At 43.7% G+C, this 25,752-nt stretch carries 21 protein-coding genes and 1 riboswitch; of the genes, 8 read left to right on the top strand and 13 right to left on the bottom strand.

Annotated features, from left to right (window positions below):
- Positions 1-76 precede the first annotated feature (76 nt).
- On the bottom strand, positions 77-598 hold the full coding sequence (locus K5Q73_RS01035) for a hypothetical protein (protein ID WP_259650652.1): 522 nt from the start codon (positions 596-598) through the stop codon (positions 77-79).
- 472 nt (positions 599-1,070) lie between these two features.
- On the opposite strand from K5Q73_RS01035, the gene K5Q73_RS01030 reads away from it, so the two are divergent.
- Positions 1,071-1,973 carry a LysR family transcriptional regulator gene (locus K5Q73_RS01030; protein WP_220758577.1) on the top strand — a complete coding sequence of 301 codons (903 nt, stop codon included), beginning with the start codon at positions 1,071-1,073 and terminating at the stop codon, positions 1,971-1,973.
- 53 nt (positions 1,974-2,026) lie between these two features.
- Here the strand turns inward: K5Q73_RS01030 and K5Q73_RS01025 are convergent, their stop codons facing one another.
- The 4 genes from K5Q73_RS01025 to K5Q73_RS01010 all read right to left on the bottom strand — a co-directional run bounded on the left by K5Q73_RS01025 (position 2,027) and on the right by K5Q73_RS01010 (position 6,826).
- Positions 2,027-2,755, bottom strand: coding sequence for an HDOD domain-containing protein (locus tag K5Q73_RS01025; protein WP_220758578.1), 729 nt, complete (start codon positions 2,753-2,755; stop codon positions 2,027-2,029).
- 292 nt (positions 2,756-3,047) lie between these two features.
- On the bottom strand, positions 3,048-3,653 hold the full coding sequence (locus K5Q73_RS01020; protein WP_220758579.1) for an arylesterase: 606 nt from the start codon (positions 3,651-3,653) through the stop codon (positions 3,048-3,050).
- Positions 3,654-3,751: 98 nt separating this feature from the next.
- Positions 3,752-5,605 (bottom strand): TonB-dependent receptor domain-containing protein, encoded by a 1,854-nt coding sequence (locus K5Q73_RS01015; protein ID WP_220758580.1) that lies wholly within the window; start codon positions 5,603-5,605, stop codon positions 3,752-3,754.
- Between the two features lie 120 nt (positions 5,606-5,725).
- Positions 5,726-5,946: riboswitch (cobalamin riboswitch) on the bottom strand.
- 232 nt (positions 5,947-6,178) lie between these two features.
- Entirely contained in the window at positions 6,179-6,826 is a 648-nt protein-coding gene (locus K5Q73_RS01010; RefSeq protein ID WP_220758581.1) for a hypothetical protein, read from the bottom strand.
- A gap of 260 nt (positions 6,827-7,086) precedes the next feature.
- Here K5Q73_RS01010 and K5Q73_RS01005 point away from each other — a divergent pair, with 260 nt between their 5' ends.
- Both K5Q73_RS01005 and K5Q73_RS01000 read left to right on the top strand, forming a co-directional pair.
- Positions 7,087-7,464, top strand: a complete 378-nt coding sequence (locus K5Q73_RS01005) for a BlaI/MecI/CopY family transcriptional regulator (protein ID WP_220758582.1) — start codon at positions 7,087-7,089, stop codon at positions 7,462-7,464.
- Positions 7,461-8,654 carry a TonB family protein gene (locus tag K5Q73_RS01000; RefSeq protein WP_220758583.1) on the top strand — a complete coding sequence of 398 codons (1,194 nt, stop codon included), beginning with the start codon at positions 7,461-7,463 and terminating at the stop codon, positions 8,652-8,654. The genes K5Q73_RS01005 and K5Q73_RS01000 overlap by 4 nt, the downstream gene beginning before the upstream one ends.
- Positions 8,655-8,906: 252 nt before the next feature.
- Here the strand turns inward: K5Q73_RS01000 and K5Q73_RS00995 are convergent, their stop codons facing one another.
- Entirely contained in the window at positions 8,907-9,428 is a 522-nt protein-coding gene (locus K5Q73_RS00995; RefSeq protein ID WP_220758584.1) for an NADPH-dependent FMN reductase, read from the bottom strand.
- A 207-nt stretch (positions 9,429-9,635) separates the two neighbouring features.
- Here K5Q73_RS00995 and K5Q73_RS00990 point away from each other — a divergent pair, with 207 nt between their 5' ends.
- Together K5Q73_RS00990 and K5Q73_RS00985 are read left to right on the top strand one after the other, a co-directional pair.
- Positions 9,636-10,529 (top strand): LysR family transcriptional regulator, encoded by an 894-nt coding sequence (locus K5Q73_RS00990; RefSeq protein ID WP_220758585.1) that lies wholly within the window; start codon positions 9,636-9,638, stop codon positions 10,527-10,529.
- Positions 10,530-10,706: 177 nt separating this feature from the next.
- Positions 10,707-12,854 (top strand): cation:dicarboxylate symporter family transporter, encoded by a 2,148-nt coding sequence (locus K5Q73_RS00985; RefSeq protein ID WP_259650653.1) that lies wholly within the window; start codon positions 10,707-10,709, stop codon positions 12,852-12,854.
- A gap of 148 nt (positions 12,855-13,002) precedes the next feature.
- On the opposite strand, the gene K5Q73_RS00980 is transcribed toward K5Q73_RS00985, so the two are convergent.
- Positions 13,003-13,722 carry a pseudouridine synthase gene (locus K5Q73_RS00980; RefSeq protein ID WP_220758587.1) on the bottom strand — a complete coding sequence of 240 codons (720 nt, stop codon included), beginning with the start codon at positions 13,720-13,722 and terminating at the stop codon, positions 13,003-13,005.
- A 197-nt stretch (positions 13,723-13,919) separates the two neighbouring features.
- On the opposite strand from K5Q73_RS00980, the gene pyrC reads away from it, so the two are divergent.
- Both pyrC and K5Q73_RS00970 read left to right on the top strand, forming a co-directional pair.
- Positions 13,920-14,957, top strand: coding sequence for a dihydroorotase (gene pyrC / locus K5Q73_RS00975; RefSeq protein ID WP_220758588.1), 1,038 nt, complete (start codon positions 13,920-13,922; stop codon positions 14,955-14,957).
- Positions 14,958-15,238: 281 nt separating this feature from the next.
- Complete coding sequence (locus K5Q73_RS00970; protein WP_220758589.1) at positions 15,239-15,583, top strand: DUF3718 domain-containing protein; 345 nt, start codon at positions 15,239-15,241, stop codon at positions 15,581-15,583.
- A 92-nt stretch (positions 15,584-15,675) separates the two neighbouring features.
- On the opposite strand, the gene K5Q73_RS00965 is transcribed toward K5Q73_RS00970, so the two are convergent.
- On the bottom strand, positions 15,676-16,455 hold the full coding sequence (locus K5Q73_RS00965; protein WP_220758590.1) for a CLCA_X family protein: 780 nt from the start codon (positions 16,453-16,455) through the stop codon (positions 15,676-15,678).
- A gap of 172 nt (positions 16,456-16,627) precedes the next feature.
- On the opposite strand from K5Q73_RS00965, the gene ppiC reads away from it, so the two are divergent.
- The gene (gene ppiC / locus K5Q73_RS00960; RefSeq protein ID WP_012156435.1) at positions 16,628-16,906 is read left to right on the top strand and encodes a peptidylprolyl isomerase PpiC; all 279 of its coding nucleotides are present in this window, start codon (positions 16,628-16,630) and stop codon (positions 16,904-16,906) included.
- Between the two features lie 501 nt (positions 16,907-17,407).
- On the opposite strand, the gene K5Q73_RS00955 is transcribed toward ppiC, so the two are convergent.
- The 5 genes from K5Q73_RS00955 to K5Q73_RS00935 form a co-directional block, all read right to left on the bottom strand.
- A complete protein-coding gene (locus K5Q73_RS00955) occupies positions 17,408-18,502 on the bottom strand; it encodes a PQQ-dependent sugar dehydrogenase (RefSeq protein WP_259650654.1) in 1,095 nt (364 codons plus the stop codon).
- Positions 18,503-18,924: 422 nt separating this feature from the next.
- Positions 18,925-20,904 (bottom strand): flavohemoglobin expression-modulating QEGLA motif protein, encoded by a 1,980-nt coding sequence (locus tag K5Q73_RS00950; protein WP_220758591.1) that lies wholly within the window; start codon positions 20,902-20,904, stop codon positions 18,925-18,927.
- The gene (gshB, locus tag K5Q73_RS00945; protein WP_220758592.1) at positions 20,888-21,925 is read right to left on the bottom strand and encodes a glutathione synthase; all 1,038 of its coding nucleotides are present in this window, start codon (positions 21,923-21,925) and stop codon (positions 20,888-20,890) included. The genes K5Q73_RS00950 and gshB overlap by 17 nt, the downstream gene beginning before the upstream one ends.
- 411 nt (positions 21,926-22,336) lie before the next feature.
- Positions 22,337-24,322, bottom strand: coding sequence for an alkyl/aryl-sulfatase (locus K5Q73_RS00940; protein WP_259650655.1), 1,986 nt, complete (start codon positions 24,320-24,322; stop codon positions 22,337-22,339).
- A 319-nt stretch (positions 24,323-24,641) separates the two neighbouring features.
- Positions 24,642-25,694, bottom strand: a complete 1,053-nt coding sequence (locus K5Q73_RS00935; RefSeq protein WP_220758593.1) for a GGDEF domain-containing protein — start codon at positions 25,692-25,694, stop codon at positions 24,642-24,644.
- Positions 25,695-25,752: the final 58 nt, after the last annotated feature.

Below are 25,752 nucleotides of genomic sequence, written 5' to 3'. Positions count from 1 at the left end.
GGCCCAAAACAAATAAATTCAAATAGATATGTGCTAGCGACTAATACCTCTTAGTATCAGATCTAGCGCAGATGTTTTATTCTTGAAAGCGACACAGAGAAAGATGAATACGCCTAGGCCTAGGCAGTACAGGGACATTGAGCGCCCTTTGTAGCACACGTGAAGCAAATGGAATAAGCGGGAAGATAAACAGCAACACCAATAACGGCAAAATGGGTGGCTCGTCGAGACACACCCTAAGTGATTTTTCAGATAATTCGCATTGTTTAAACTCTGAATTTTCAGCTTGGCTAGCAGTTGTCTCCTCGCTAGCTCTTACAACATGGGTACTTACCGCGTTATTTCTCATAACGTTAGTGCTTAAAGAGTTATTGCTAACGCTATGATTAAGCTCTTTAGCACTTAAGCTTGCGTAGGTAAATGAACTGGCATTTAGCTGCTCGAAGATGCGAAATACACCACTATTTTGCGCCAAGCAAAACAAGACTAATATGGAAAAAACCATAACAGTCCAATACTTGCTTGTTTTATTAAAGCGCGAATGCGAGATAAATAGCTCCGGTTCATCAGCAAAATTAACTAAGATAATCACTGTCATTAATGCGTGATATCACCTAGGTTACTCTCAGAGTAAGACCGAGCTTTTGTAAAAATAGTTCATCAATCAACAATAATTTAATGCGTTAGCCTAAAAAACCAACAAGTCAACTTATCAAGCAACCATCGACTACCCCTTGTCACTATACCTGCCACAGCGAATTTGCCTCACATATCCCCTTTGATATTTCAACCAGTTGCGGCTGTTTAGCCTCAGCTTTCCAGTATTGTTTTAAGGCACATTTAAAGTCACGTAAGCAATCAATCATTGTTAATTTCAAACTTTTTAATTGCATATTGTATACCTTTTAATGTTAAGATGAGGAAAATTCAGAGTTAACGCCCTGCTGAATTTCTTATAATTAAATACGATAATGGGCGTCTGGACGTCTAGAAGTTTATTGTGTTAGCCTAGGTATTCGCAATCGAAACGAATTCAAGTGCAACATGAGAGAATTTCATGTGAGGATAAAATGATAGAGCTTAGACATTTACGTACGTTAGTTGCCCTAAAGGAAAGCGGCAGCCTCGCTGGGGCAGCAAAAAAACGCTTCGTCACTCAGTCAGCACTCTCGCATCAGATCAAGGAATTAGAGACTCGTATTAATTCTGCTATTTTTGTGCGCAAGAGTAAGCCCCTCTCTTTCACTCAAGAAGGCGCGAGATTGCTCAACCTTGCTGAAGATATTCTACCAAAGGTGATCGAGACTGAGTTTGACCTTAAGAAAGGCCTAGAAGATGGTGATAATCATTTAGGTGTGGGTATCGAATGCCACAGCTGTTTTCGTTGGTTAATGCCTGTAATGGAGGAGTTCAGAAAACAATATCCTCAGGCTGATCTCGACCTATCTAGCCGTCATCTGTTCGACTCGCTAAACGCACTAGAACAAGGCGATCTCGATGTTGTACTGAGCTCAGATCCTGTTCCTGGACAGTCAATTGCTTACCAGCACTTATTTGATTTTGAAGTTAGATTGGTGGTGGCAAGCGATCATCCTCTGGCTCAGCAAGAATATGTTACACCTAAACAGTTAGAGAATTTATCGATTCTAAGCTATCCGGTAGCACTCGAACGTTTAGATATATATCGCCACTTTTTAGAGCCAGCAGGCATTCAACCTGGTCCACAAGTAAAATGTGATTTGACCATGATGCTGCTACAACGAATTGCCTGTAAAGATGGTGTAGCCGCTTTACCAAGCTGGTCAATTAGTGAGGCCCACGGCCTGAGCCTTACCAGTGTAAAGCTAGGTCCAGAAGGACTTAAGCGTCCTCTCTTTGGTGCATATCGCCGTAACGGGGCAAATGCCCGTTTAGCTCAACATTGGTTAGAGTTAGTAGCTAAAGAAGGCTTGTCAAAACAAAAACTTAACTAAGTCCCGCCCCCCCCGTTAACAAAAAGCCTGCATAATGCAGGCTTTTTTGATTTCTATATTGCCTTAAGCAATAAGTTTCTCTTAGTGAGTACCCGTCTTAGTACTAAACCAGGAGAATTAACATTATGTGTTTGGCGTAAGTTATGAGCAATCATAAACTCACCGCTAAGATCATCGTCTAAGCCTAATGACTCAAAAGCTTCTAAGGTCAATGTTTGCTGTTGATCTTCAATCACAGACTTAAGCAAGCTTAACGGATAAGGCTCGACTAACTCCGAATTTAAATAAGCAAATGCAGTTAGTGCGATGATGTCACCAAACACACTAAACAGAGCTAGTGTTTGTACTTCATCAGGATTAATTTGCACATTATCCATTTGATATAACTGATCAACAGCATCTATGGCTATCGCTTCTGTCATTGCCCAATAACCGTGAACGAGTTTCTTGTACGGTTCATTGAGCTCATCTAAACGCTCTTTCAGGTAGAAAGTAAAAGCATAGCGATAAATATTAACTTGGCCCAAACGCACTAAGGCGTCTTTTAAGGAACGGTTTTTACTCGACTGAGCCGTGGCGTGATCCGCGCTATTACTGCGCCATAGCAGGTGAGCAGATAACGCAGGATCAGACGAAACGATATCAATGACATTACGAATATCACCGTCCGCAATAATAGCTTTTTTCAATGGGATTAAGATCCCTCGACGGCCAATTACCTGCTCTTCATTGCTGATAATGGCACGTACTTGAGTAAATACTTGCTGCTCAAGATCTGTCATGTGAAACGTTAAACCTTATTCTTCTAATAATTATCGCAAACTACTTCTTACTGCTGGGTGCATCTATAAAGTAGCTTGATTATATGTACATTTTATTCGGGTAAATTAACCCATAATTTGACGTCAAAGGTCAAGCTAAACCATTACCTTAACAAGTTTCTCCGATTTGATGGGTATTAATTTAATCAAGCTGAAGAGATCTGTGATTAAACTAGCAATCCGCAACTAGACTGAGGCCTTTGACTTAACATTCCCCCTTATAACAAGAATAATCCTTGTATATAAACATTTACTATATCGCCTGATAAATCGCCTCAGCCAGCTTTGAATAGCCCTCATCGTTCAGGTGTATAGCATCAGACTTTTTACTCGGGCTTCTCAATAGACTACTCAAGATATCTTCGACGAGAACAAGTTTATATTGTTCGGCTAATTCCGCATAAATAGGTGAAGGGGAAAGGAATAAGCTCTTTTGCGGCACGGCCACCAGCAAAACGGGGACCTGCTTTGCCTGCGCTGTCTCAATCATCTGCGCTAAGTTAGCTTTAGTCGTTGCTAGAGGTTGATTACGCAGAAAGTCATTACCGCCCTCAAGTAAGATTAACAACTCAGGATCATGGCGAGCGAGTAACTGAGCTAAGCGCTTTTTCCCCCCCGATGTTGTTTCGCCTGATACTCCAGCATTGATCACTTCAAAGCCACTTATTCCTGCAAGTTGACTCGGATAATCTTGCCCCTTGCTCGCACCAACACCATAGGTCAGGCTGTCACCAAAGGCTAACACTCGTGCGTTTTCGGACAAAGCTGGAATACTGGCGCCCGAGCAAGCCTGTAATAACAGCAGTAACAAGATGGTGAGAGAGCGACTAAATGGCCTCAGTATCGACAAGTGTTTCATTGGCATGCCTACTTAAAAGTTTGCCTATTTATAGCATAAAAAAGCCAGATGCTATGCCTGGCTTTGTTGTTGTAGCAATCGCGATACCTCAGCGATGATTAAAACGCTTGGTAACTAACGCTGAAGAATAACTCTCTTCCAGGACTAAAGTAGTTTTGATCGGAAATGATCTCTTCATCAAACAGGTTGTTCGCCTTTAAGCGTAAGCTCCATGCATCATCAATCTGGTAACCAAGACTCAAATCCAGCTTATGATAGGCATCTAAGTACTGCTCATAACCAGCATAACGCTTACCTTGGTAATGATAGTTAGCCAACAGGTCAAATTGCTGCCAGGTGTAGCTTAATAAATAGTTAAACTCATTCTCGCTACGACCAATCAGTTGCTCATCAGTTTGCTTGTTCTGTGCATCGAGGTAGGTATACCCCAATTGATGTTCAAGACTAAACAACTCAAAGTTAGCCGACAGTTCGATTCCGCTGATCTCAGCTTTATTAATATTGGCAGGCTTCCAAATATCCCACCCGTAATCATCTTGCTCACCCGTAGGAGCCCAAGCAATCAGGTTATCGATAGTATTTTTAAATACGCTGATATAGGCGCGAAGATCTTGGTTATTAAAATGCAAAGCAAGTTCATAACTCTCTGCCGTTTCCGAAATCAAGTCTGGATTACCTGAGTCTGGCCAGTAGAGATCGTTAAAGGTTGGAGCCTTAAAAGCCGTACCCGTTGTCGCTGCTAGGCGCCACTGATCGTTAAACTGATACGCAAGGCTGGCATTGTATGAGGTTTCGCTATCGATATTTTCTACATCATCATAGCGAACTGCCACTTCAGCTAGCAGCTTGCTCCATTGTTTCTGCACTAATGCGTATGCGCCAAAAAGATCACGCTGGTCTTCGGCGTAGTCACCTCGGACTTGCTCTCTTGACCAATCGATACCGCCTGTAATCGTAAGATCATCTGCCGCTAAATACTGATTGCTCCAGTTAACTTGATCGCGCTTAGTTTCAAACTCAGCAATCGCTACACTTGCATCATCACCGCGGAAATTCTCATTTGAATCCTGTGACTGACTAACCGCTAACTTACTCGTGAACTGTTCACGACTGTACTGCGTGGCAAGACTCCACAGATAGTTCTCATAATCTGACTCATCGGCCGAGCCCGATGCGTAAATGTCATCGTATTGAGTATTACCCTTATCGTATTGACCATTCCAAAGTGCTTGCCAGTTTTGATTAATCTGCTGCGAGCCTTTTAGTGAAAGTGCATTACGCTTGTAACCATCATCATCGTTCTCCGCTTCGGCGCCATTATACACATCATAGCCGTCGGACTGTTCGTGGTTAACGGCAAGTGTAGTGCTGCCCTCGCCATGGTTCATACCTGTGCCAAATGAACCTCGTACATAGTCGTTGCTACCGTATTCAGCTCCAGCAAACCACTCGCCACCTTTAAGCTCACGGGTAAAGATTTGAATAACACCGCCGATAGCGTCACTGCCCCATACTGACGCACGAGGACCTTTAAGCACTTCTATACGCTCGATGTTCTCAGGAGATAAAGTGTTAAAACTGACTGTACCTAAAGTTGCAGAGCCGACCTTAACCCCGTCAACTAGCACTAGGACATGGTTTGAATTACTACCGCGAACGCTAATAGAAGTTGCCTGCCCCGCACCGCCGTTACGAGATACACTGACTCCGGGAAGCGTTTCTAGTACATCGGCAACCGATTTAGGGTTGAGGCGAACAATCTCTTCGCGCTCAATCGTATTGATAACAGTCAGCTGCTGATCTGCTGTTCTATCAAAGCGTGAACCTGTTACGGTAATCGTTTCATCGATTGTCGCTGAGGTTGCTCCGAGATCTTCGGCTGAAACAGAGAATGCAGTAAAGCTGATAAAACTGCTAACTAGCAGTGCGATTTTAGAGGGTTGTGTTCCCATTTACCTTTGACTCCTAAAGGAAAACGGGGCAAAAACGTCACGGTGACTCGACCAATGAATGACAAGTGCCATTATATATTGCTCGTTAATTGCCGCATTTCGAGATCTGCCCGCCGAAATCATCGAAATCACTTGCTTGGCCGGTCTCCGGACTTAGGTTCTGTATTACTGTGCAATACTCAAGAACAAGCTTTAAACGCCTATCCGTTAAGGCGCGCTCGTCTCTCACCATTCACCGTTGCGGGGGCAGTGTCAGAATCTAACTGACTTCCCGATTATCCTACTACCTTGCGGTATAAGTTACTGCTGTAACTTAAGGCACCAATAAAGTTGACTAAAATAGTATTTTTTCTAATAGCATGCTTTTTAATAGCATGATGCTTATCACTCAAGAGTAAAAAAACGCCACTTTTGAGAGTGCGCGCATTATAGACGTCTATACGGTTAAATGTCTAACCTAACTACATTTTAAAGCCCTGTTTTAGACGAAGAATATTCAGCCATCGAATAACATTAGTTTATTTACTTTAAATATCAGTCTGATAAGGCTTAGTTTTTTAAGTCGAGTAAGGCCTAATATAGGCTCAGAGGTGTAATGGTCGACAAGAACTCTTGGTGATTATCCGCTTGGATCGGCGGATTTTGTTTAGTGAAAGCTTCGCCTCGTATCGATTTATGGATTAAATACAGATCCTGCTTTCCTCTTACAACAATGTAATGCCCTATCTCTCCTTGCGTAGCAACTTCATTAGCGCTAATTGCTTTTGTCGACTTAAGGTGAGAGTTAGGCATTTTTGTACAGCCTATGATTGCACTTGCTGTTTCATGGTCATTAAGCGGCTCACTCGGTAAGTCTTCAAGTACTGTATCGCCTTGGCAACTTTCAAAATACACCGCCGCCATAGTCTCAAGGAATGCTTGTGGACTCACATCTTCCGCAACGTCTTTAAACCCCTGTACACACAGCATGGATGACCAAGTATGTAACGCTTGAGATGCTGGAACAAACTCAGCAGAGTACATAGTACCTTGCTGGTGTGAATAGGCTAACTTCCAATCTAGTGGCAAGTTAAAGTTTAGGGTTTGGCTAAAAATCGCTAACTGTTGAGGGGCTTTAGCCACTTGCTTCTCAGCTGCTTCAGCGCTTACTCCATAAGACGGGATAGCAAAAAAAATGGCGCTCAGCATGCCCATGGCTACGCGAGTAAAGTATGAATTCATACCTATACAAACCTTATTGAGGATAGTTTTATGAACGGTATTCTATCTGCGCATATGTAAAAGCGATACTTAAATAATTACTTTTTTTTAAACATGATGAAACATTTTACCAACCAAACTCAGCTTGCCGCACCTTATTTAACAATGACTTATATTTATACGGCTAATGTAGATTAAAAAACACACCAGAAATCACTTGCACAAGTCGATTACATTTGTAATCTTATTTATAAATTACAAGTGTAATCGCAGAGGGAACAATGAAAGAGATCAGTAATGCAGAGCTGTGTGTACTCAATATCCTGTGGCAATCCTCACCGATTAGTGCCAGTGATGTTATAGGTGAACTTTCTCGCACTAATGATTGGCACGAGAAAACCGTAAAAACATTACTCAACCGTCTAGTTAAAAAGCAAGCCATAGGCTTTGAAAAGCAGGGACGCTCCTATCTTTATAGCCCGCTCATCAAACAGAGTGAATACCAACTTAAGGAGAGTGAGTCTTTTATCGAACGCTTATTCTCAGGCCGAATCTCGCCCTTAGTCGCCGGGTTTGCTAAACAGAATAAGCTCAGCGCTGAAGATGTTGATGAGCTACAGCAACTGATTGATACATGGAAGAAGGATAACAAGTCATGATGCTATGGATGGCGCAGCAGACTCTATTAATCTCGGTGGTATGTGGCGGCTTACTTTTGAGCCACCGTTTATTACAACTGCACCTTGGTGCTCACAGAACCTATCATCTGTGGCTTGCCATTCCCGCGCTACTCATTAGCTCTGCAATAATGACTCTAGTTCCTTTTCCTCTCAGCGCAGTGCAAGCAGAGCAACTTGCCCACTACAGTGTGATGGCTGGTAAAACTATCGCAATGGTGCAAACCACAGATTATGCAAAGGTATTACTGTTTATATGGATAATAGGCATTGGCGCTATGGTCTGCCTACTGTTATTACAAGCTATTGGGCTTAAGCGAATATTGCGTACAGCAAAACCTGTTGAGCACCCGCAAGCAGCGCTACCGACATTGCAACACCCTAATGTACAGTCACCCATGCTGGTCGGTATTAACAAGGCCAAGATCTTACTTCCGGCTAACTTTAATCACTTATCGGACGATGAGCAGCACTCGATAATCGCTCATGAGCAGTACCATCATCAGCGCCGAGATCTAATCAGCAACTTACTTGCTTACCTAGTTTTGACCTTGTTTTGGTTCAACCCTCTTTGTTGGTTGGCTTACCGACGCTTTAGAGACGATCAGGAGTTATCCTGCGATGCCCATGTCACCCGAGCCTTAAGCAAGCAACAAAAAATCAGTTATAGCCAAGTGCTATTAGCCTACTCCCAGCAAGCTCATCACGGCTTGCTACACACTCACTATGGAAATAAAAACATACTCAAGGAGCGTATTATGCAAATGAAAACCTCGCAAAAAGGACAAAGCGGCTTAGCCATTATCGGCCTTACTATCTGCCTCTGCCTAAGCGGTCTGCTACTGAACCAACAAGTACAAGCCGGTGCTCACGAGCATAACGACATTCATCCCTTGACCCGTGTTGAACCTAAATATCCAATTCAGGCGGCCAAGGCTCATCAAAGCGGCTTTGTTAAGTTAAAATTTGATATCAGCCCCAACGGCGCAGTAAGTAATGTTAGCGTGATTGAGTCATCACCAAAGGCTGTTTTTGATAACTCAGCAGTTACCGCGCTTGAGCAGTGGCGCTATAAAAAGTCTGCGAAGGGGCTCGAAGGGGCAAAGGTGCAGCTCGACTTTATGATTGAGCCACCAGCAACCGATGTTGAGCGCATTAAAGTGACGCCTTAAACTAGCGTAAAATTGAAAGCTAACCCTATGTGGCCATAGCGTTAGCTTTCATCTTGGTAGAGCTTACTTATGCGAGCTGTTTCTTAAGTCTTTTTATAAGAGCTATTTATAACAGCCATTTTTTATAACAGTTATTTAGACTTCATCGCTTCAACGTCTTACCACTGCACCATCTTGACGCAATAATCAGTCACCGCAAAGTAGCGATAGCCTTGCCCCTCTGGCCAATGGCTATCGGCAAAGTCGACTCGGCTATAAAAGTGCTAGCGCAGCCTTCAACTGCTCTGCAAGTTCTGGATTACGCAATTGCTGCTTCTCCATGTCGAAGTTATCGAAGAAGCTTGGCACTGAAAGCGAAGCTTTCACGTCGGCGGCAAAATATGGCGCAGAGCCCGCTGCCGCAGCCAATACACTCGATGCACCACCAGGTCCAGGAGAAGTAGCAAGCAATACCATTGGCTTATTCTGGAATACCTTCATATCGATACGCGATGTCCAGTCAAACAAGTTCTTATAGGCCGCTGTATATGAACCATTATGCTCGGCAAAAGAGATGATAATGGCATCGGCTTCACCGATTTTTGCAAAGAATTTTTGCGCCTGCTCAGGCTGGCCCAATTCCTCCTCTCTATCTTGACTAAAAATAGGCATTTCGTAGTCATTAATATCAAGGATTTCAACGTCAGCACCGTCCACTAATGAAGCGGCGTAAGTCGCAAGTTGTTTGTTAATTGATTTAGAACTGCTGCTCGCTGCAAAGGCTAATAGTTTCATAATAGGACTCTCTATTCTGTTGGCTTATGCTAACGACAATTCATCAGCATCTTTAATTCAATTATCACTGTAACCCTTAGTAGCTAGGCTAAGTTCTGAGCGACAACCCGATGTAGAGCAGTGTATATTAGATGCTAGGTGTAATTAATAACCTAAAAAGATATTAACTATTTCCATATGACTGTTAATTGAAATCAGGAACCAAAAATGAATAAACTGTTTGATGGTATCGTGATATTTGTGCAAGTAGTAAAGAGCGGTGGCTTTTCCGCTGCGGCCGAGATTTTGGGGCACTCTACCTCTTATGTCAGCAAAGAGGTCAACAAACTGGAGGCTAGACTCGGGGTACGATTGCTCAATAGAACGACACGATCGATTGGCTTAACCCCTGAGGGAGATGCCTATTATCAGCAGTGCCTACAATTAATTAGCGATGCCGAGCAAGCTATTGGCTTAATCACTCAACATGATGTCAGCCCCCGTGGAGTGTTAAAACTCAGCTGCCCCGTTGGTTTTGCAGGGCAACACCTAAAGCCCATTATCTCCGAATACCTGCAGCGTTATCCCAATGTCAGCTTAGATTTAGATCTAAGCGATAAGCGTACCGATGTAATAGCCGATGGTTATGACTTAGCCATTAGAGCCTCGGCACAGCTTGAGGAATCTAGCCTAATCTGTCGCAAGCTCTATAGCTGCCAAGCTTATACGGTGGCGTCAAAAGAATATATTTCACGCCATGGTAAACCTCACCATCCTAGAGAACTAGAGACCCATAACGGCATCTGTTATTCCAATCATAAACAGCCAAGCAAATGGGATTATGTGGACCATGACGGCAAACACTTTTCGGTGGACATTCGGCCTAAGATCCTCTGTAACAATGGCAACATGCAGCTTAATTTGACATTAGCAGGACATGGCATCACCCGCTTGCCTAACTTCTATATGCAAGGTGAACTCGAAAACGATCAGTTAGAGATCCTATTTGACAACTTTCCCAGTGCCAATATCGATGTCTTCGTGGTTTACCCAAGTCGTAAACACTTGTCGCCTAAAGTCAGGGCCTTTATCGATCTGGCAGCCGAGCGCTTAGGCGGGTAGCCAGCCTCCCATGTTAATCTTTATGACTACTTTTTAAATAAATAGCTTTAAAGTTAACTATCTACAAACTTATAATCAAACAGCCCCTCCCCTATGGCTTAGTCGTATTTGCCAAGATGCATTCTTAGGGGGATTCAAACAATTTAGGTGACTTGTGTGCTAAAAAAAATTCTCACTATGACTAGCTCAACCCAGATGTTAGTGGCCATGTTTGTCGGTTTTGCTGTAGGTCTGTTTTTCGGTGAATCCGTTGGTTGGATGGGCACGATAGGCACCAGCGTCATTCTGCTTATGCAGATGACTGTTTTGCCCTATATTGTAGTCTCCTTGGTTGGCGGCATAGGCAAGCTGCAAAAGAGTACCGCCAAACTTATCTTTAGCCGCGCAGGTCTTATCATGTTACTGCTATGGCTGCTAGCAATCGTCATGATTGCCCTGATGCCACTGTCATTTCCTGTTATTGAATCGGCGTCGTTTTTCAGTACCAGTAGCATCGAGCCTGTCACCCCTATCGATTATTTTAAGCTGTATATTCCCTCGAACCCCTTCGAGTCTATGGCCGATGGTTATGTCCCCGCCATGGTGGTATTCAGTATTGCCATGGGGCTAGCGTTAATCGGGATGCAGGGCGAAAATAAACAACAAATTTTAACCTTTATGCATACTAGCTCAGAGATCTTCTCGCGCATCACTCAAGGCCTAGTCAAAATCCTACCTATCGGTATTTTCGCCATGTCAGCCTCGGCGGCTGGCACCATGGGAGTTGATGAGTTTGCCAGTATGCAGGTTTATTTAATCAGCTACTTTGTGCTGTGTTTACTGCTAACCTTCTGGGTATTGCCTTGGATTGTGGCATCACTGACGCCAATTACTTTTGCTCAAGCACTACGTATTACAAAGTCGAGCCTAGTTACCGCCTTTGCAACTGGTAATATTTTTATTGTTATTCCAGTAATTGTTGAAGAGTGTAAACAGGTCATGCGTGAACATGACAACCTGTGTGAAGACGGCGCTACCTTAATTGAAATTTTGGTGCCGATCGCCTTCACCTTCCCCAATATCGGTAAGCTCACCGTAATTATGTTTGTCTATTTTGCGGGTTGGTTTAACGGCACACCTGTGGATGTTGCCAGTATTCCATCATTATCTATTAGTGGCCTGTTAGCACTGTTTGGTAGTGTGTATGTGGCTATCCCCTTTATGCTTGATCTCGTCAAATTGCCCGCAGATCTGTTTCAGCTATTTGTTATGTCGGGCTTTATTACTGGTAAATTTAACTCTATCGCCGCGGTAATGAACCTGTTTGTTCTGACCCTTTTGACGGCATCACTATTTCAAAAATCACTCAAGTTACGTCCACCGCAACTGCTCAAGATGGGGATAGGGATCGGTGCCAGTGTATTGGTTACCTTGATTGTTTGCCGTGTCGGCATGGGGATGTTTATTCACAGCCCAGAGATCACTAGTGGCGTAATAGCCAATATGCAGGTGGCCGACAAGGTGCCGACTAAAGTTAATCGGCAGTTCCCGATCCTAGGCCAAACACCGACAACGCCTATTCGCAGCGTACAAGCCATCCGAGATGCAGGCACCTTAAGGGTCGGTTATATCCCCAGTAATGTGCCTTTTAGCTATTATAATAATTCGGGGAGTTTAGTCGGTTTCGATACTGCCATGGCCACTAAACTTGCCGAAGACTTAAAAGTTAAAATCGAATTTATTCCCTTCAAGAAAGATCAACTTGCCGCATCGTTAAAAGCGGGATTCTTCGATATTGCCATGTCCGGCCTCGCCATGGATATCGAACAGATGGACGCTCTTAGCTATGCCAACCCCATTTTAGAGCTCAACCTTGCTATCGCCACTAAAGACCACCTAGTGAACGACTTTAAGAGCAATGAAAAAATCAAACAGATGCAAAACATGACTATCGCTTATGTTGAGCATAGCGATGCTATTGAAAAGGCCAAGCTCTTTGCCCCCAATATCAAGTTCGTTAAAATTGAGGGCTATAAAGACTTCTTTAGGCAGAAGAAACACAAATATGATGCAGTGCTCATTAGTGCTCAAGCAGGTTCGGCATGGACCCTGTTTTTCCCGGGTTACGGTATTGCCATTTTAGAAAATAACTCCCATTACCCAGTCGCCTATGCGGTAGCGCAGTCTAACCAGTCTCTGCTCAACTACATAAACAACTGGCAGCGATTACGTAAAGTCGATGGCACCCAAGAGGGGATTTACGATTACTGGATGCTAGGTAAAGGCGCCGAGAAAGTACAGCCTAGATGGTCGATAATCCGCAACGTTTTACACTGGGTCGATTAAAGCTCCAGCCATTAGTAAAAAGAGTTAGCTAAGTCATAACTAAGTAACAGATTAGTTATTGTCCCATTAAAAAAGCCCTTAACTCGGTTCATAGTAAGGGCTTTTTTATTTGTTAATCGGCATTAATTCCTCAGTGTAGTGACTGCGTCTACATATAGGTTGGCGTCGGATTCGATAGTTGATTAACCTCTTCCTCGCTAAGATAGCGCCACTCACCGACTTTAACATCTAGGCTTAAATCACCAATTTGCTCTCGGTGTAAACCGTTAACCCGATTACCCACCGCGGCAAACATGCGCTTGACCTGATGATACTTGCCCTCGGTAATAGTGAGTCGCACCTCCTTGGGCGTGACCACCTCGAGTTTAGCAGGCTGTGTTAATGCCTTTTCATTTTGTAGCTGTAATCCTTGGGCAAACCTTGCAATTACCTCAGCCGAGTTATCAATTGTGATTGGGTCACGTAGCGTCACTCGGTAAGTTTTTTCACACTTTTTATCCGGCCGGATAATATCGAACGACCAACGACCATCATCGGTCAGCAAGACTAAACCTGTGGTGTCGGCATCGAGACGTCCAACAATATGTAAATCCTCAACTCTGTCTATATCAATACAGCGAAATAGGCTTGGGTAGTCACCATCGACATTAGAGCTTAAGGTATGCAGCGGTTTATGCAGCATGATGTAGCGAGAAGGCCGGGCAACTAACCTTTGCCCTTTAAAGACTATGGTATTGCTTTCATGCACCTGAAATCGCACATCAGTTATGGGCTCGCCGTTAACACTCACCTCACCACGCTCAATGCAATCACCGGCTTTGGCGCGGTTAAGCTCGGTACTCTTACAGATAAACTTGTCTAAACGCATGTCTCTTTTAATTGCTTATAACTGTCAATGGGCGATCACAATCAACAAAATAACATAAATGGCATTTTTAAGCGTTGATATATTGTGTCTTATGCATCTTCAGCTATTAAGCGGCGGCGATTTCAGGCACAATAGCGCCCTAAGTAAAAGCTTATAAAAAGCTTACGTATTTTGTCGTACACGCTTAGGAACCTACAATGACGCAAATCACCCTACTTACTCCTGACGATTGGCACCTTCATTTTCGCGATGGCGATATGTTGCAAGAAACCGTTCCTGCGACGGCACGCTTGTTTCAACGCGCTATCGTAATGCCTAACCTTCTGCCACCAGTTACTAATGCCCAAATGGTTACTGAATATCGTGAGCGTATTTTAGCTGCGCGCCCAGCGGGTTCGACTTTTCAGCCGCTAATGACTATCTTCTTGACCAACAACACCACTGAGCAAGACATCATTGATGCCAAAGCTGCTGGCGTTGTTGCTGCTAAGCTTTACCCAGCCGGTGCGACGACTAACTCTGACGCTGCAGTAAAAGCCCTCGATGCGCTATTTCCGGTGTTTGAAGCCATGGCTAAACACGGCATGTTGTTATTGGTTCACGGTGAAGTAACTGAATCGCATATCGATATCTTCGACCGCGAAGCCATGTTCATCGAGCGCTACCTTGCGCGCATTGTGGCGTCTTTCCCAACATTGAAAGTGGTATTTGAGCACATCACCACCAAAGATGCGGCTGACTTTGTAATGGAAGCGGCTGACAACGTAGCAGCGACCATTACCCCACAGCATTTACTGCTTAACCGTAATGACTTGTTAGTTGGCGGTGTACGCCCACATAACTTCTGTTTGCCAGTGCTTAAACGCAGCACTCACCAAGAGGCACTACGCGCAGCGGTAGCAACAGGTTCAAGTAAATTCTTCTTAGGTACCGACTCTGCACCGCACGAGAAGCACCGTAAAGAATCAGCGTGTGGATGTGCAGGTTGTTACAGTGCTTGGAGTGCATTAGAGCTGTATGCACAGGTATTTGACGACTTGGGCGCTTTAGATAAACTTGAAGGTTTTGCGAGTAAACATGGCCCAGATTTTTACGGTCTAGCGCGCAACACCAGCACAGTGACCTTAGTTAAAGAGAAGTGGACAGTACCGAGCGAAATCATCTTGCCAAACGGTAGTCCTATTGTGCCTTTCTTCGCTGGTGAAGAGGTGAACTGGAAAGTGAAAACCGCTTAATCCAGGGCCATGCTCCCAGGCATACTCAATAAAGCCCGCTCATTGCGGGCTTTTTGTTTGATAGAAATCACCCTATAACGAATATCTATCAGTAAAAATGTATCGTTTTTAGGGCCAAATACACATTCTGTTACCTCAAGACATCAACTGAATTAACAATAAGATAAAGATACATTTGTATACAAAGTTATCACATCATTTCTCATCACTTTGCGCTTAACTAGCCCCATGCAAACGCATAACTTAACCGGACGTTAAGTCCCACACGCAAGGAGCAACCGATGAAAAAACTATTACCATTGACCGCGATTCTACTGACTTCCATCACTTTTGATGCATCAGCAGCAATGGACCCAACTATAGAAAAGAAGCTTATTGCCGTCTGTAAGACTGGCTTGAGTGATAACCTATTTTTATACAGCAGAACCATGCTAGAAAATAAGATCGACAAACGTAGAATCTTTCCAAGATTAGTCTGTAACGGACAGAGCTTTCATGACTTTGCCCTCTCTAATGGCGCAAATAAAATAGCCAGCAAAATCGCCCATTACAATCCTGGCACGACTTCTATTATCGATCTCGCACAAAATTCACAATCTAGCAGCCAATACTCAGTAAGCTTCTAATTGAGTTTGCCAGTATGATGAAAAGGAATAATCCTTAGCATCATACTGGTATCGATACATCCCCTAACGTTAACGAACCAAATAAACGTACTTCACTCCCGCCCTAATGCTTCACCCAAAGGTTCAAAATAGGCGATAAGCGCCTCAAAAATCACCTGCCTATGCTCAAGGCTCGGATAGCCGCCGGCATCAAATAGCGATGACTTTAAGGTTTCATCTACCAGATAGGGATTGCTAATATCTTGATAAGATTCGATACAAGACTCAAAAGCCCGCGCCATTAACTCGGTTGGCTTCGAAAAATACTGAGTGCCGTATTGCTTATCCAAAGCGATGGCTCGGTTAACATAGTCATGACCATCTTCACCATTATCACTCAGCATTACCACTTCAAATACGCGCTCTAAGCGGCGATTGAGCGGATGAGCTATCGGCTTTACATCCGCAAGCCAACTATGGCTGGCAAAGGATATACCTCGCTCTGAGGTATGAAACGACTTAGGGGCGATATAGTGGTCAAACGCATGCCAGAATTCATGGGCGAGTGCGCCTGCTCCGGCGTTTTTAGCTAGCGCTAACTCACGCCTATGTGGTGCGTAATGGGCTTGTACACCTTTTTGGCCACCACTACCAAAAGCTAGATTTAAGGTTTCACGCAAACCCAGTGCTTTAGGAGGAAGCTTTAAAATAAACGCCAAATCGGCCAAGGAGTCAAAAATCAGATTAGCAGCTTTATCACGCTCTTCGTTTTCAACCCACTTACCTAAACGAATATGCCCCAGACCAAATACCTGTTTGATGTCAACGAAACTGACCTGCTCATCGAAGCGGTAATCAGGGCCAATGCGGGTGTAGCTACGGCTTTTTAACACAAATAATTTCTACCAAAGACTGCACTTATTTAATGCCACTCATTATAAAGCCATATTATGATGTTATACCAACCTGTAGCGGGGATGTCTCTGTTGATGCAGAAGACTAGCCTAGACTCTAGCTTCAGCGGTATAATCGCGCCCATTAGTTTCAGAACATATAGGCCTGACCATGGCACGCACTGCAGCCGCACTACACATTTTGGTTAAGCACCAAACACTTGCTGAAGATATTATTAAGCAGCTTAATAAGGGCGCGAAATTTGACGTCCTCGCCAAGAAGCACTCGACTTGCCCATCAGGCAAAAAAGGCGGTAGCTTAGGCGAATTTAAAAAAGGTCAGATGGTGCCGCAGTTCGATAAAGTTTGTTTCACTGGTGAACTCATTACACCACACTTGGTTAAGACTAAGTTCGGTTGGCATGTGATTAAGGTATTATACAGGACCTAGGTTCTAGGGCGCTTCGCTTTAAAAGAAGGGCCTAGATCCTAGAACGCTTCGCTACGAGGGCGGGCTCCGCCCTGGTAGGAAAATCAAATGCTTGACGGGCTAAAGCCCGATCTAGATATTTTAGGTTCTAGGTTCTAGGTTCTAGGTTCTAGGTCCTAGCCCCTTATTTTCCGTAAGCGCAGCGTTCCGTCAGTGACGCAGTCACGTTCGTAAGACCGCCCGCCTTAGCTTTTCCGGCTTTTCCTAGAACCTATCTTTTGGACGATTTGCAGCGAGGGCAGGCTTCATCCTGCTAGGAAAATCAAAGTTTTACGGGCTAAACCCGACCTACATATTGTAGGTCCTAGATTCTAGATTCTAGATTCTAGCCCCTTATTTTCCGTAAGCGCAGCGTTCCGTCAGTGACGCAGTCACGTTCGTAAGACCGCCCGCCTTAGCTTTTCCGGCTTTTCCTAGAACCTGCTTTTCCTAGGTCCTAGGTCCTTCTCTTAAACCTAGAACCTATCTTTTAAGCCTATATAGATTGCCGCTATCGGTACTGAAATAGATATCCCCTTTAGGGGTAACTTCAATATCGCGAATGCGCTCTCCTAGTTCTGCCATGATCCGCTCTTCTGCAATCGCTTTTCCAGCATCGTTAATCGTCACCACATTAATGTGAGTCAGCTTTAATGCTCCTGCGAGCAGCTTACCATTTAGCTCAGGGAATTTTTCGCCGCGATACATCACTAGGCTTCCCGGTGCGATTGACGGAATATACACCTTAACCGGCGGCTCAACTCCTTCCTTTACTTTACCGTCACCTACACTTATCGGCCCCCAATACTCTTTACCGTGGGAGGTGATTGGCCAGCCATAGTTAGCGCCGCGTTTGATTAAGTTAATTTCGTCACCGCCGCGCGGCCCATGTTCAATTGACCACAGTTGTTGGCTATTTGAATCATAAACTAGGCCTTGAGGGTTACGATGGCCATAACTCCAGATCTCATCGAGTATTGCGCTGTTATTTATGAAAGGGTTGTCTGCTGGCACGCTGCCATCAGGCTGTAAACGTAATATGGACCCTGCATGGGTTAGCGTATCTTGCCCATTTTCACGCACACCCCGATCGCCAATTGAAAAGTACAGACTATTGTCATCAAAGGCGATTCGACTGCCAAAATGCCGTCCTGTGTCCGTACGTGACGCGGAAACAAACAAATCTTGCCAATCCGTTAACCTACCGTTTTGATAAGTTGCTTGAGCAAGTGTGGTTGCGCCCTCTCCTTCAATATCTTTACTGTAAGTGAAGTAAACTTTTTTGCTTTTAAAATCAGTATCGAAAGGTGAAAGTGCAACATCGAGTAAGCCACCTTGGCCCTCTGTCCACACGCCTTCTGGAGTGAACAGTGTTTGATGCTTACCCGTTTCAAGGTTTACACGCTTCACCACGCCTTGCCTTTCTGTCACCAGCATAGATTGCTCGTCAACATAAGCCAGCCCCCAAGGAATATTGAGTCCAGTGGTAATCTTCTCGGCCTCATAGGCGTGGGAATGGCTCGATACTGCGGCTAACAGTATCAAGCCTACTTTGCTAATAACTGCTTTCATCAACATGCCAGTCCCCTTTTTTAATTACTTTTATGATTAGGTGCTAGAACGCTTTGCTTTTAGGTCCTAGGTCCTAGGTCCTAGGTCCTAGGTCCAGCATAAAGCAGTGTATTTAAGATTCAAGTGGGTATTGAGAGAGGACGTCGACATCTATTAGGTCTTAGGTTCTAGGTCGCTTCGCTGCGAGGACGGGCTCCGCCCTGCTAGGAACAGCAAAGGCAAAAAGCATTACCAGTGCTCTTTCTTAGCTTTCCGGCCTTTCCCCTTCTTTGTTTTTCTGCTTTTCCGTCTCAGCTTTAACCGTCTTTTCCTAGGACCTAGAACCTGCTTTTCCGTCTTAGCTTGTACTGTCATAGATAAAAAAACGCCTTGCTAAGTCAGTAGCAAGGCGTTTTTATCTTTATTGAGTATCCGTTAATAAGCTCGGCTTAGCGGATCGCAGAAATCAGATAATCAATCACAGCGGTATCAGGTGTCGATTTATGCTTAAGCTCAAACAGCGGAACTGGCTTTTCAAGCATATTTCGCTCAACCATTTCACTGATAATCGGCAAGTCCAGCGTGCCCGCTTTACCCACAAGCAAGTTATCGAGCGGCGTGGTTTTACTTAAGTTCACGATATCTCTAAAGCCTTTTAAGTACAGGAAGTCTTTGGTTAAACCACCACCACGATAAACGCGGGTGGTTAAGGTAAAGGCCTGCTCTGTGGTTTGACCGTATTCACGCTTTAGCGTTTGGAAAGTCATCGAGAAATCACGTTGTTCAAGCATCAAATTCACTGCAATTACTCGCAAAGCCAGAATCTTTAAACGATTCAAGGTTAAGTTACCCGAGCAATATTCGCTATAAATCGCGACCCCTTCTTGAGTATGAGTATTACCCACTAAACCAAGTGACATCACTCTAAGTTTCTGGCGACGAGCATTGACCGTTGTGAGCATGTGCACGCCAAGTTCATGGTAGGCAAATGCAATCAACTCTTTACTGGTGAACATAGCATCTTTATTAATTAGCAAGCTGCCACGCTCATTGTTTACCATCGCTTTAGCGACGATGCGGGTCGATTTTTCAACCTTACACTTAAGTCCCCAGTCATCGGCCTGCTGTTGGAATGACTTCACCGCATAAGCAGAATCATAAATCGCTTCTTCGTCATCGCCTTCAATATTCGGCGCACGCAGCAAGAACTCAGCATTGGCGATATCGTCTTTATCTGGCTGGCCGTAATATTTAAGCGAGTTATAGACAAACTCATCTGTACCTATTGAGCATAAAAGGTCAATCTTAGTCGCTAAATTATCAATAACATGGCGATAAAGCTGCTGAATATCGGCGTCCATAATATTGGATACAGGCAACTTATATAGCTGTTCGCGGAATTGATACGGATTAAGGTTTAGCTGCTTGTAACTAAATTCTGGCGCCTCTGCACCTTTGCGAGCTAAGAACTTTTTACGTTCGCTGGCAATGTTAATCGGGTTGATATATTTCAGTGTCGCAACGTTACTCGCCAGCTTAAACAAGCTCTTATCAAGCGATAAAATCTCAGGTGGTAACGTTGATGAGAGTAAGTCGACATTTCTTACTGACTTACGCTTACCAAAGCGGCGCATAAAGTAAGCCGCAGTCTCAGACAGAGCCTGCTTGACCCCCGCCTTAAGCTCTTCTAAAACCAATGGGTATAATTCACCAGAGGTTTCATCCATAAACACTTTTTTCACTTCGAGTGGCAAGACTAAAGTATGATCGAAATGTGCGTTTACATGGGCAATAAGGTAACCACGCCCCTGAAATACTTCGTCTCTTGCGGCGCGTACATCTAGGTTAGGTAGCTCAATCTTACTTAATTGCTTCTCAAAGTTCTGGCATGTCGTACCCCAGCGCTCGATATCAATCTGGCTAGTCCCTATGTTAAAGGTCGGCGTGTCTGCTTCAATTTTTTGGTAATTGTATGAGTGAACATCAAATACAATACTATTTTTGAATTGTTTCTCTAAACGCGCAACCAAGGCACTCAATACATTGTAAAAAGACTGATGCTTAGCATGGCTTTCATTACGCTGCTTTGTGGTTAACGGCTTCTTCCAAGCCGTTTTAAAATTAGTTGAATGAGCCTTGGGGCGATTCAAGTCATATTCAAAGCGCGAATCATTACCGATCAATACGATAGGGAAAGACGACAACATATCTGCGGTATAAGGCGCCTCAGCATAAAGGCGCTCCTCCTGCGTTAATCGACAGTTGTTTTTCAACTCATCTCGTAAATTGTGACCATTATGGATAGCGGTACACACAAATGGAGAGTATTCATCAATCTTAACCGTGAATGAACCCGCTTCGACTTCTGCGTGGAAGCATTCGCCTTTATTAATTAACGCTATACACTCTTTTTCAGATAACCTGAGCATCTTCAATCGCCTTTCTAAATTCAGTTTTTCTTGTACTTAACGCTTCTTTGGCATTGATTACATTTTCAATAAAATCAATAACCTTCTTCTGCAACTTAACGTTATTCAGCTTGTTAATACGCATAATGCCACCAGGGCTTTGTACGTTAACTTCAATCAACTTCTCGTTGATAACGTCGATTCCAACAAAGAATAGGCCATCACGTACGAGCTTAGGTCCAATATGTTTGCACAGTTCTCTTTCTTTCTTCGTCAACGTATGTTTCACCACGCTGCCACCAGCGTGAATGTTCGAGCGAACCTCGCCCTCAGCCGGAACACGCTTCATCGCACCGATAGGCTCACCATTTAGCATCAGAATTCGTACATCGCCCTCTTCTGCGCCCTCGACATACTCTTGCAAGATAACGTAGTTACCGCCTTTGCCGCTGTTAATGTAGAACTGTAGCAGAGAGTGAAAACTCTTCTGCGCCGCCTTCTCAACCAGAATCACACCTTGACCACCAAAACCATCAAGAGGCTTCATAATCATTTTTTCAGTTTTAGATTCACGCAGCACTTGCTCCAAATACTCGGGTGTTTTCGACACATGAGTAACCGGAATAAAAGTATTATTTGGATCATCAAATGACGCGGTATACAGCTTATTATTGGCGATACGTAAACCGTCGATATCATTCATGATGAACACGTCATCGCGTACCGAATCGAGAAAGTTAAGCGCAATAGGGTCAAGCGGCGGGCTAGCGCGCATAAAAATGCTATCAAAGCCCGCAAGCGGCAACTGAATGGTTTTAAACTCTGCCTTCTTATAGAAAGAGACAAGGTTGCTTGGCGTTGACTGCTCTTTATTGAATACTTGGCAAAATGCACTAGCTTCGGAGTCGCGCATGGTCAAGTTGCTGGTTGTTGCGACTGCAACAGTATGCCCTCTCGCAACACACTCATGAATTAACCGCAGCGTGGTGTCGGTTTCAGGCACGATAGTCGACCACGGGTACATCAAAAATAGAATATTCAATGGGATCTCTTTATAAACCGGAATGCTCTAAAGATCTTGGGCCAGATGGTGGCTTAGGGAGGTGTAGAGTATTCAAAATAAACAACACAATGACTTAGGTAACTATGACCTAAATCGGACTATGGCATCTATCTATCAATACAAGTTGAACTAGATATGGTGGCGCTAATTTACACCAATTTTTCAAATTGGAATATAAATAATTACCACAAAATAAAATAAAATTATTCACGGCATTACACACAAGTTGGCAACAGTACCCGCCGCAATAGCACTGACTCAAGCCGCACAATAAAACACTATATAATCATGACTTTAATTTCAAGCAAGGTACATGAATGGCTATTTCAAAACATAAAAAAACGCAGCTAATAGCTACGTCTTTTTAGGCTAACCATAGGTAAAGCTGAATTATGGCGTCACAATGTTAAACCAAAAATCAAAGCTATCGAGCATGCCAAAGAAGCTATCAAATGCGGCTTTGTCACCGACGAGCTTAATCTTGCCCTCTTTAACGGCTTGGTCGAAAGTAAGTTGCCCTAGTTGAATCTCAGTTAAGGTTGCCTTAGTCAAGGTCGCTGTCGCATCGGCCTTTTTTGCCTGCTTATCACTGTAATTAAGCACCGAGTTCTCGACCATTAAAGTGTACTTCTCATCGCTATCTGCAAAGTTAAGATTAAGCACTAAGTTTTTACCTTCGGCTTTTTCAGGCAAAATTCGTACACCTAGGTAATCAAACAGCATTTCCACTGGCATGTTAGCAATAATATCAGGTGAAGCGGTTTCTAACGCTAAGCCTTTCGGGATCCCATTGCGCAACTCATATGCTCCTTGCAGGTATACCGAGCGCCAAGGCCCAGACTCTGCTTGGTAACCCAATTGCTCATAACTATCTGCTAGCAGATTTTTAGCCGCTGTATTGTTAGGGTTAGCAAACACTAAGTGCTTGAGCACCTCTGCTGTCCAGCGGTATTCACCTTTATCGAAGTCTTGCTGAGCTTTTTTTAATACCTCTGCCTCTCCGCCCATATAGGCCATCATCTTCTTAGCAACCATCACAGGTGGCAGGTTATTAAGATCGGAGGGGTTACCGGTATACCAGCCCATATAACGTTGATAAACCGCACGACTATTATGTCTCAAAGTGCCGTAGTAACCTCTTGTCGCCCAGTTTTGCTCTAGTGATTTAGGCAAACTAATCATTTCGGAGATCTCTTCCCCGGTATAACCTTGGTTCATTAAGCGTACAGATTGGTCATGAATATACTTGTAAATATCACGCTGCTTCTTGAGGTAACTAACGATTTTTTCAGAACCCCAAACTGGCCAATGGTGCGACTGAAACTTAACATCCGCATCGCTGCCCCACATCTCAATCGTTTCATTTAAGTAGCTTGCCCAAATTAATGGGTCACGCACTTTCGCGCCGCGCAGTGTCAATACGTTGTGCATGGTATTTGTTGAGTTCTCAGCCATCCACAAAGCTTTCATCTCAGGAAAGTAGGTATTCATCTCTGTTGGTGCTTCGGTGCCTGGCGTAAACTGAAATACCATTTCAACACCATCAACCGTCATTTTCTGACCCGTTTTAGTAATATAATCGGTAGGAGCAATCAAACTACCAGTACCTGCCGAAGTTGTTTGGCCCAATCCGCCGTTCACTCCGCCTTGAGCATTACGAGGTAACATTGCACCGTACATATAAACGGCACGTCGCCCCATGACATTACCTGCTATCACATTTTCAGATACCGCATGCTCAGTGAAACCTTCAGAGGCAATAATTTTAACTTTACCAGCCTTAACATCCTCTTCGTTGACAATACCGCGTACCCCACCAAAGTGATCAAGATGGCTATGGCTATAAATGACAGCGACAACGGGACGCTTACCAAATTGTTTGTCGACAAGCTCTTTTGCAGCAGCTGCGGTTTCTGGAGTAATCAAGGGATCAAAAACAATCCAGCCTTTATCTCCAGCAATGAAGGTAATATTAGATAAATCATAACCACGAACTTGATAAATGCCGTCCCTGACTTCGAACAGACCATATTCCATATTGAGCTGCGCGTTGCGCCACAAACTCGGGTTTACAGTATCAGGGGCTGCACTGTCTGAGGTGATATATCGTTTATACTCTTCTAAATCCCAAACAACCTGACCTTCACTATTTTTAATTGTCAGTTCAGCAGGTTTAGCCAAAAAACCACGAGTCGCATTGTCGAAATCTTCTTTATCGTTAAACGGCAGTGAATTAAGAACTTTTTCGTTAGCCGCCTTAGTAAATTCACTGGCCGGTTTTGGCGCTACAACTTGCCCAGATTCAGTTGCAAAACTCGGCGCCGTCGACAATAACATCGCCCCAATACACCATGCTGATGTAGTTGTCTTTTTCATATTAATATCCTTATTAATTTACTTAGAAATGATAAAAAATCTAACTTATCCCCACTAACAATAGCAGCACCATTGTAAGCAACAATGTTTACTATCTTATTAATTGCGATGTAGGCACACATTGAATAGTAACAATAATTTTACAAGTGGGGGTATTGTGAAGTGATGCCGATTTAACAAAATGCATTGTTTAGAAGAATATCGCATCTAATATTGAGAGTTTCCGCAACTTCAGCAACTAAAATTCAGTCTAGGGATCGACATAGCAATTACCTAAAAGTTTAAACCTAAGTGATAACACACGCATCACGACTAAGTATTAGCTAACTGTCACCGCGGCATCGGTATAACACCTAGGAGAGCCATTGATTTTGATTTGATCCCGCCCCGCGAGCTTAGCTTCATAAAGGGCTAAATCTGCACGCTTCACCCAGTGCTCGCTCTCTTCATTAGCTAATGACTCGGCCAGCCCGGTACTTAAAGTAATCCCCTTGGTTTGCGGACACTCCTTAACCACTTCAATAACAACTTCATCTTTTATTCTTTGTAATCGCTCTAATGCGCACTCTTGCCAAATGCCATCGAATAAAAGTAAAAACTCATCCCCACCTAAGCGAAATAACAGATCGGTTTTTCGACAATGTGAGCTGATGAGCTCCGCCACTGACTTAATCACTCTATCGCCAACATCGTGGCCATAAAAGTCATTCACTTTCTTCAAGTAGTCTATGTCAATCAATGCTATACAGCTAGCCTCCCCCGTTTTGGCTCTTTGAGATGCAGCTTGCAAGCTAATGTCCATCTGATGGCGATTATAGACCCCAGTTAACGAGTCTTTAGTCGATAAAGTAATTAAGTTTCGCTGTAACCTCCGCACAGCTTCAATTACAACGTGGGAAATAGAAACGCAAAAAAATAAAGCTAAAACAAAGCGTAAGGTGACCATGGGCTCTTGGTGAGGCAAAACCGCTATAGTAGAGCCCAAAATAATCATAGTGTTCGATAACAATGCTATTTTTTTAGGAACCATAAATACTATGGTTGTCACCACAGGAAACACCCAATATGTCGCTAAGGTTCCAAAAATATCGATGCTCAGGATTATCGATGTGGCTAGCAAGGTTAGCGGTAATTTATAACCGATGATATTACGTTTAAAACGAAAAACACCTATCACTTCGACAACTAAACTAAGTTCAAAAGCCAACAATAAGCCACCTAACAATGACTCTCCTAACAGAATATTTTTAACCCCTAAGGGAACAAAGGTAATAAGCGTGATAACCAGAATAAAACTAAGTACCCGCTTACGACCGTAAAGATCAAAAAGCCCTTCATCTTGATGTTTAACCGAAAAGGTAGATCTATCCATAATGCGACCTTTTAATACAAATATAATTGGCTAAAACAAGCTTGCTCAATACTAAGTA

Origin of the sequence: Shewanella sp. MBTL60-112-B2 (assembly GCF_019655055.1) — a bacterium.
Taxonomy (GTDB): Bacteria; Pseudomonadota; Gammaproteobacteria; order Enterobacterales; family Shewanellaceae; genus Shewanella.
This window is presented reverse-complemented; position numbering and strand designations above follow the sequence as displayed.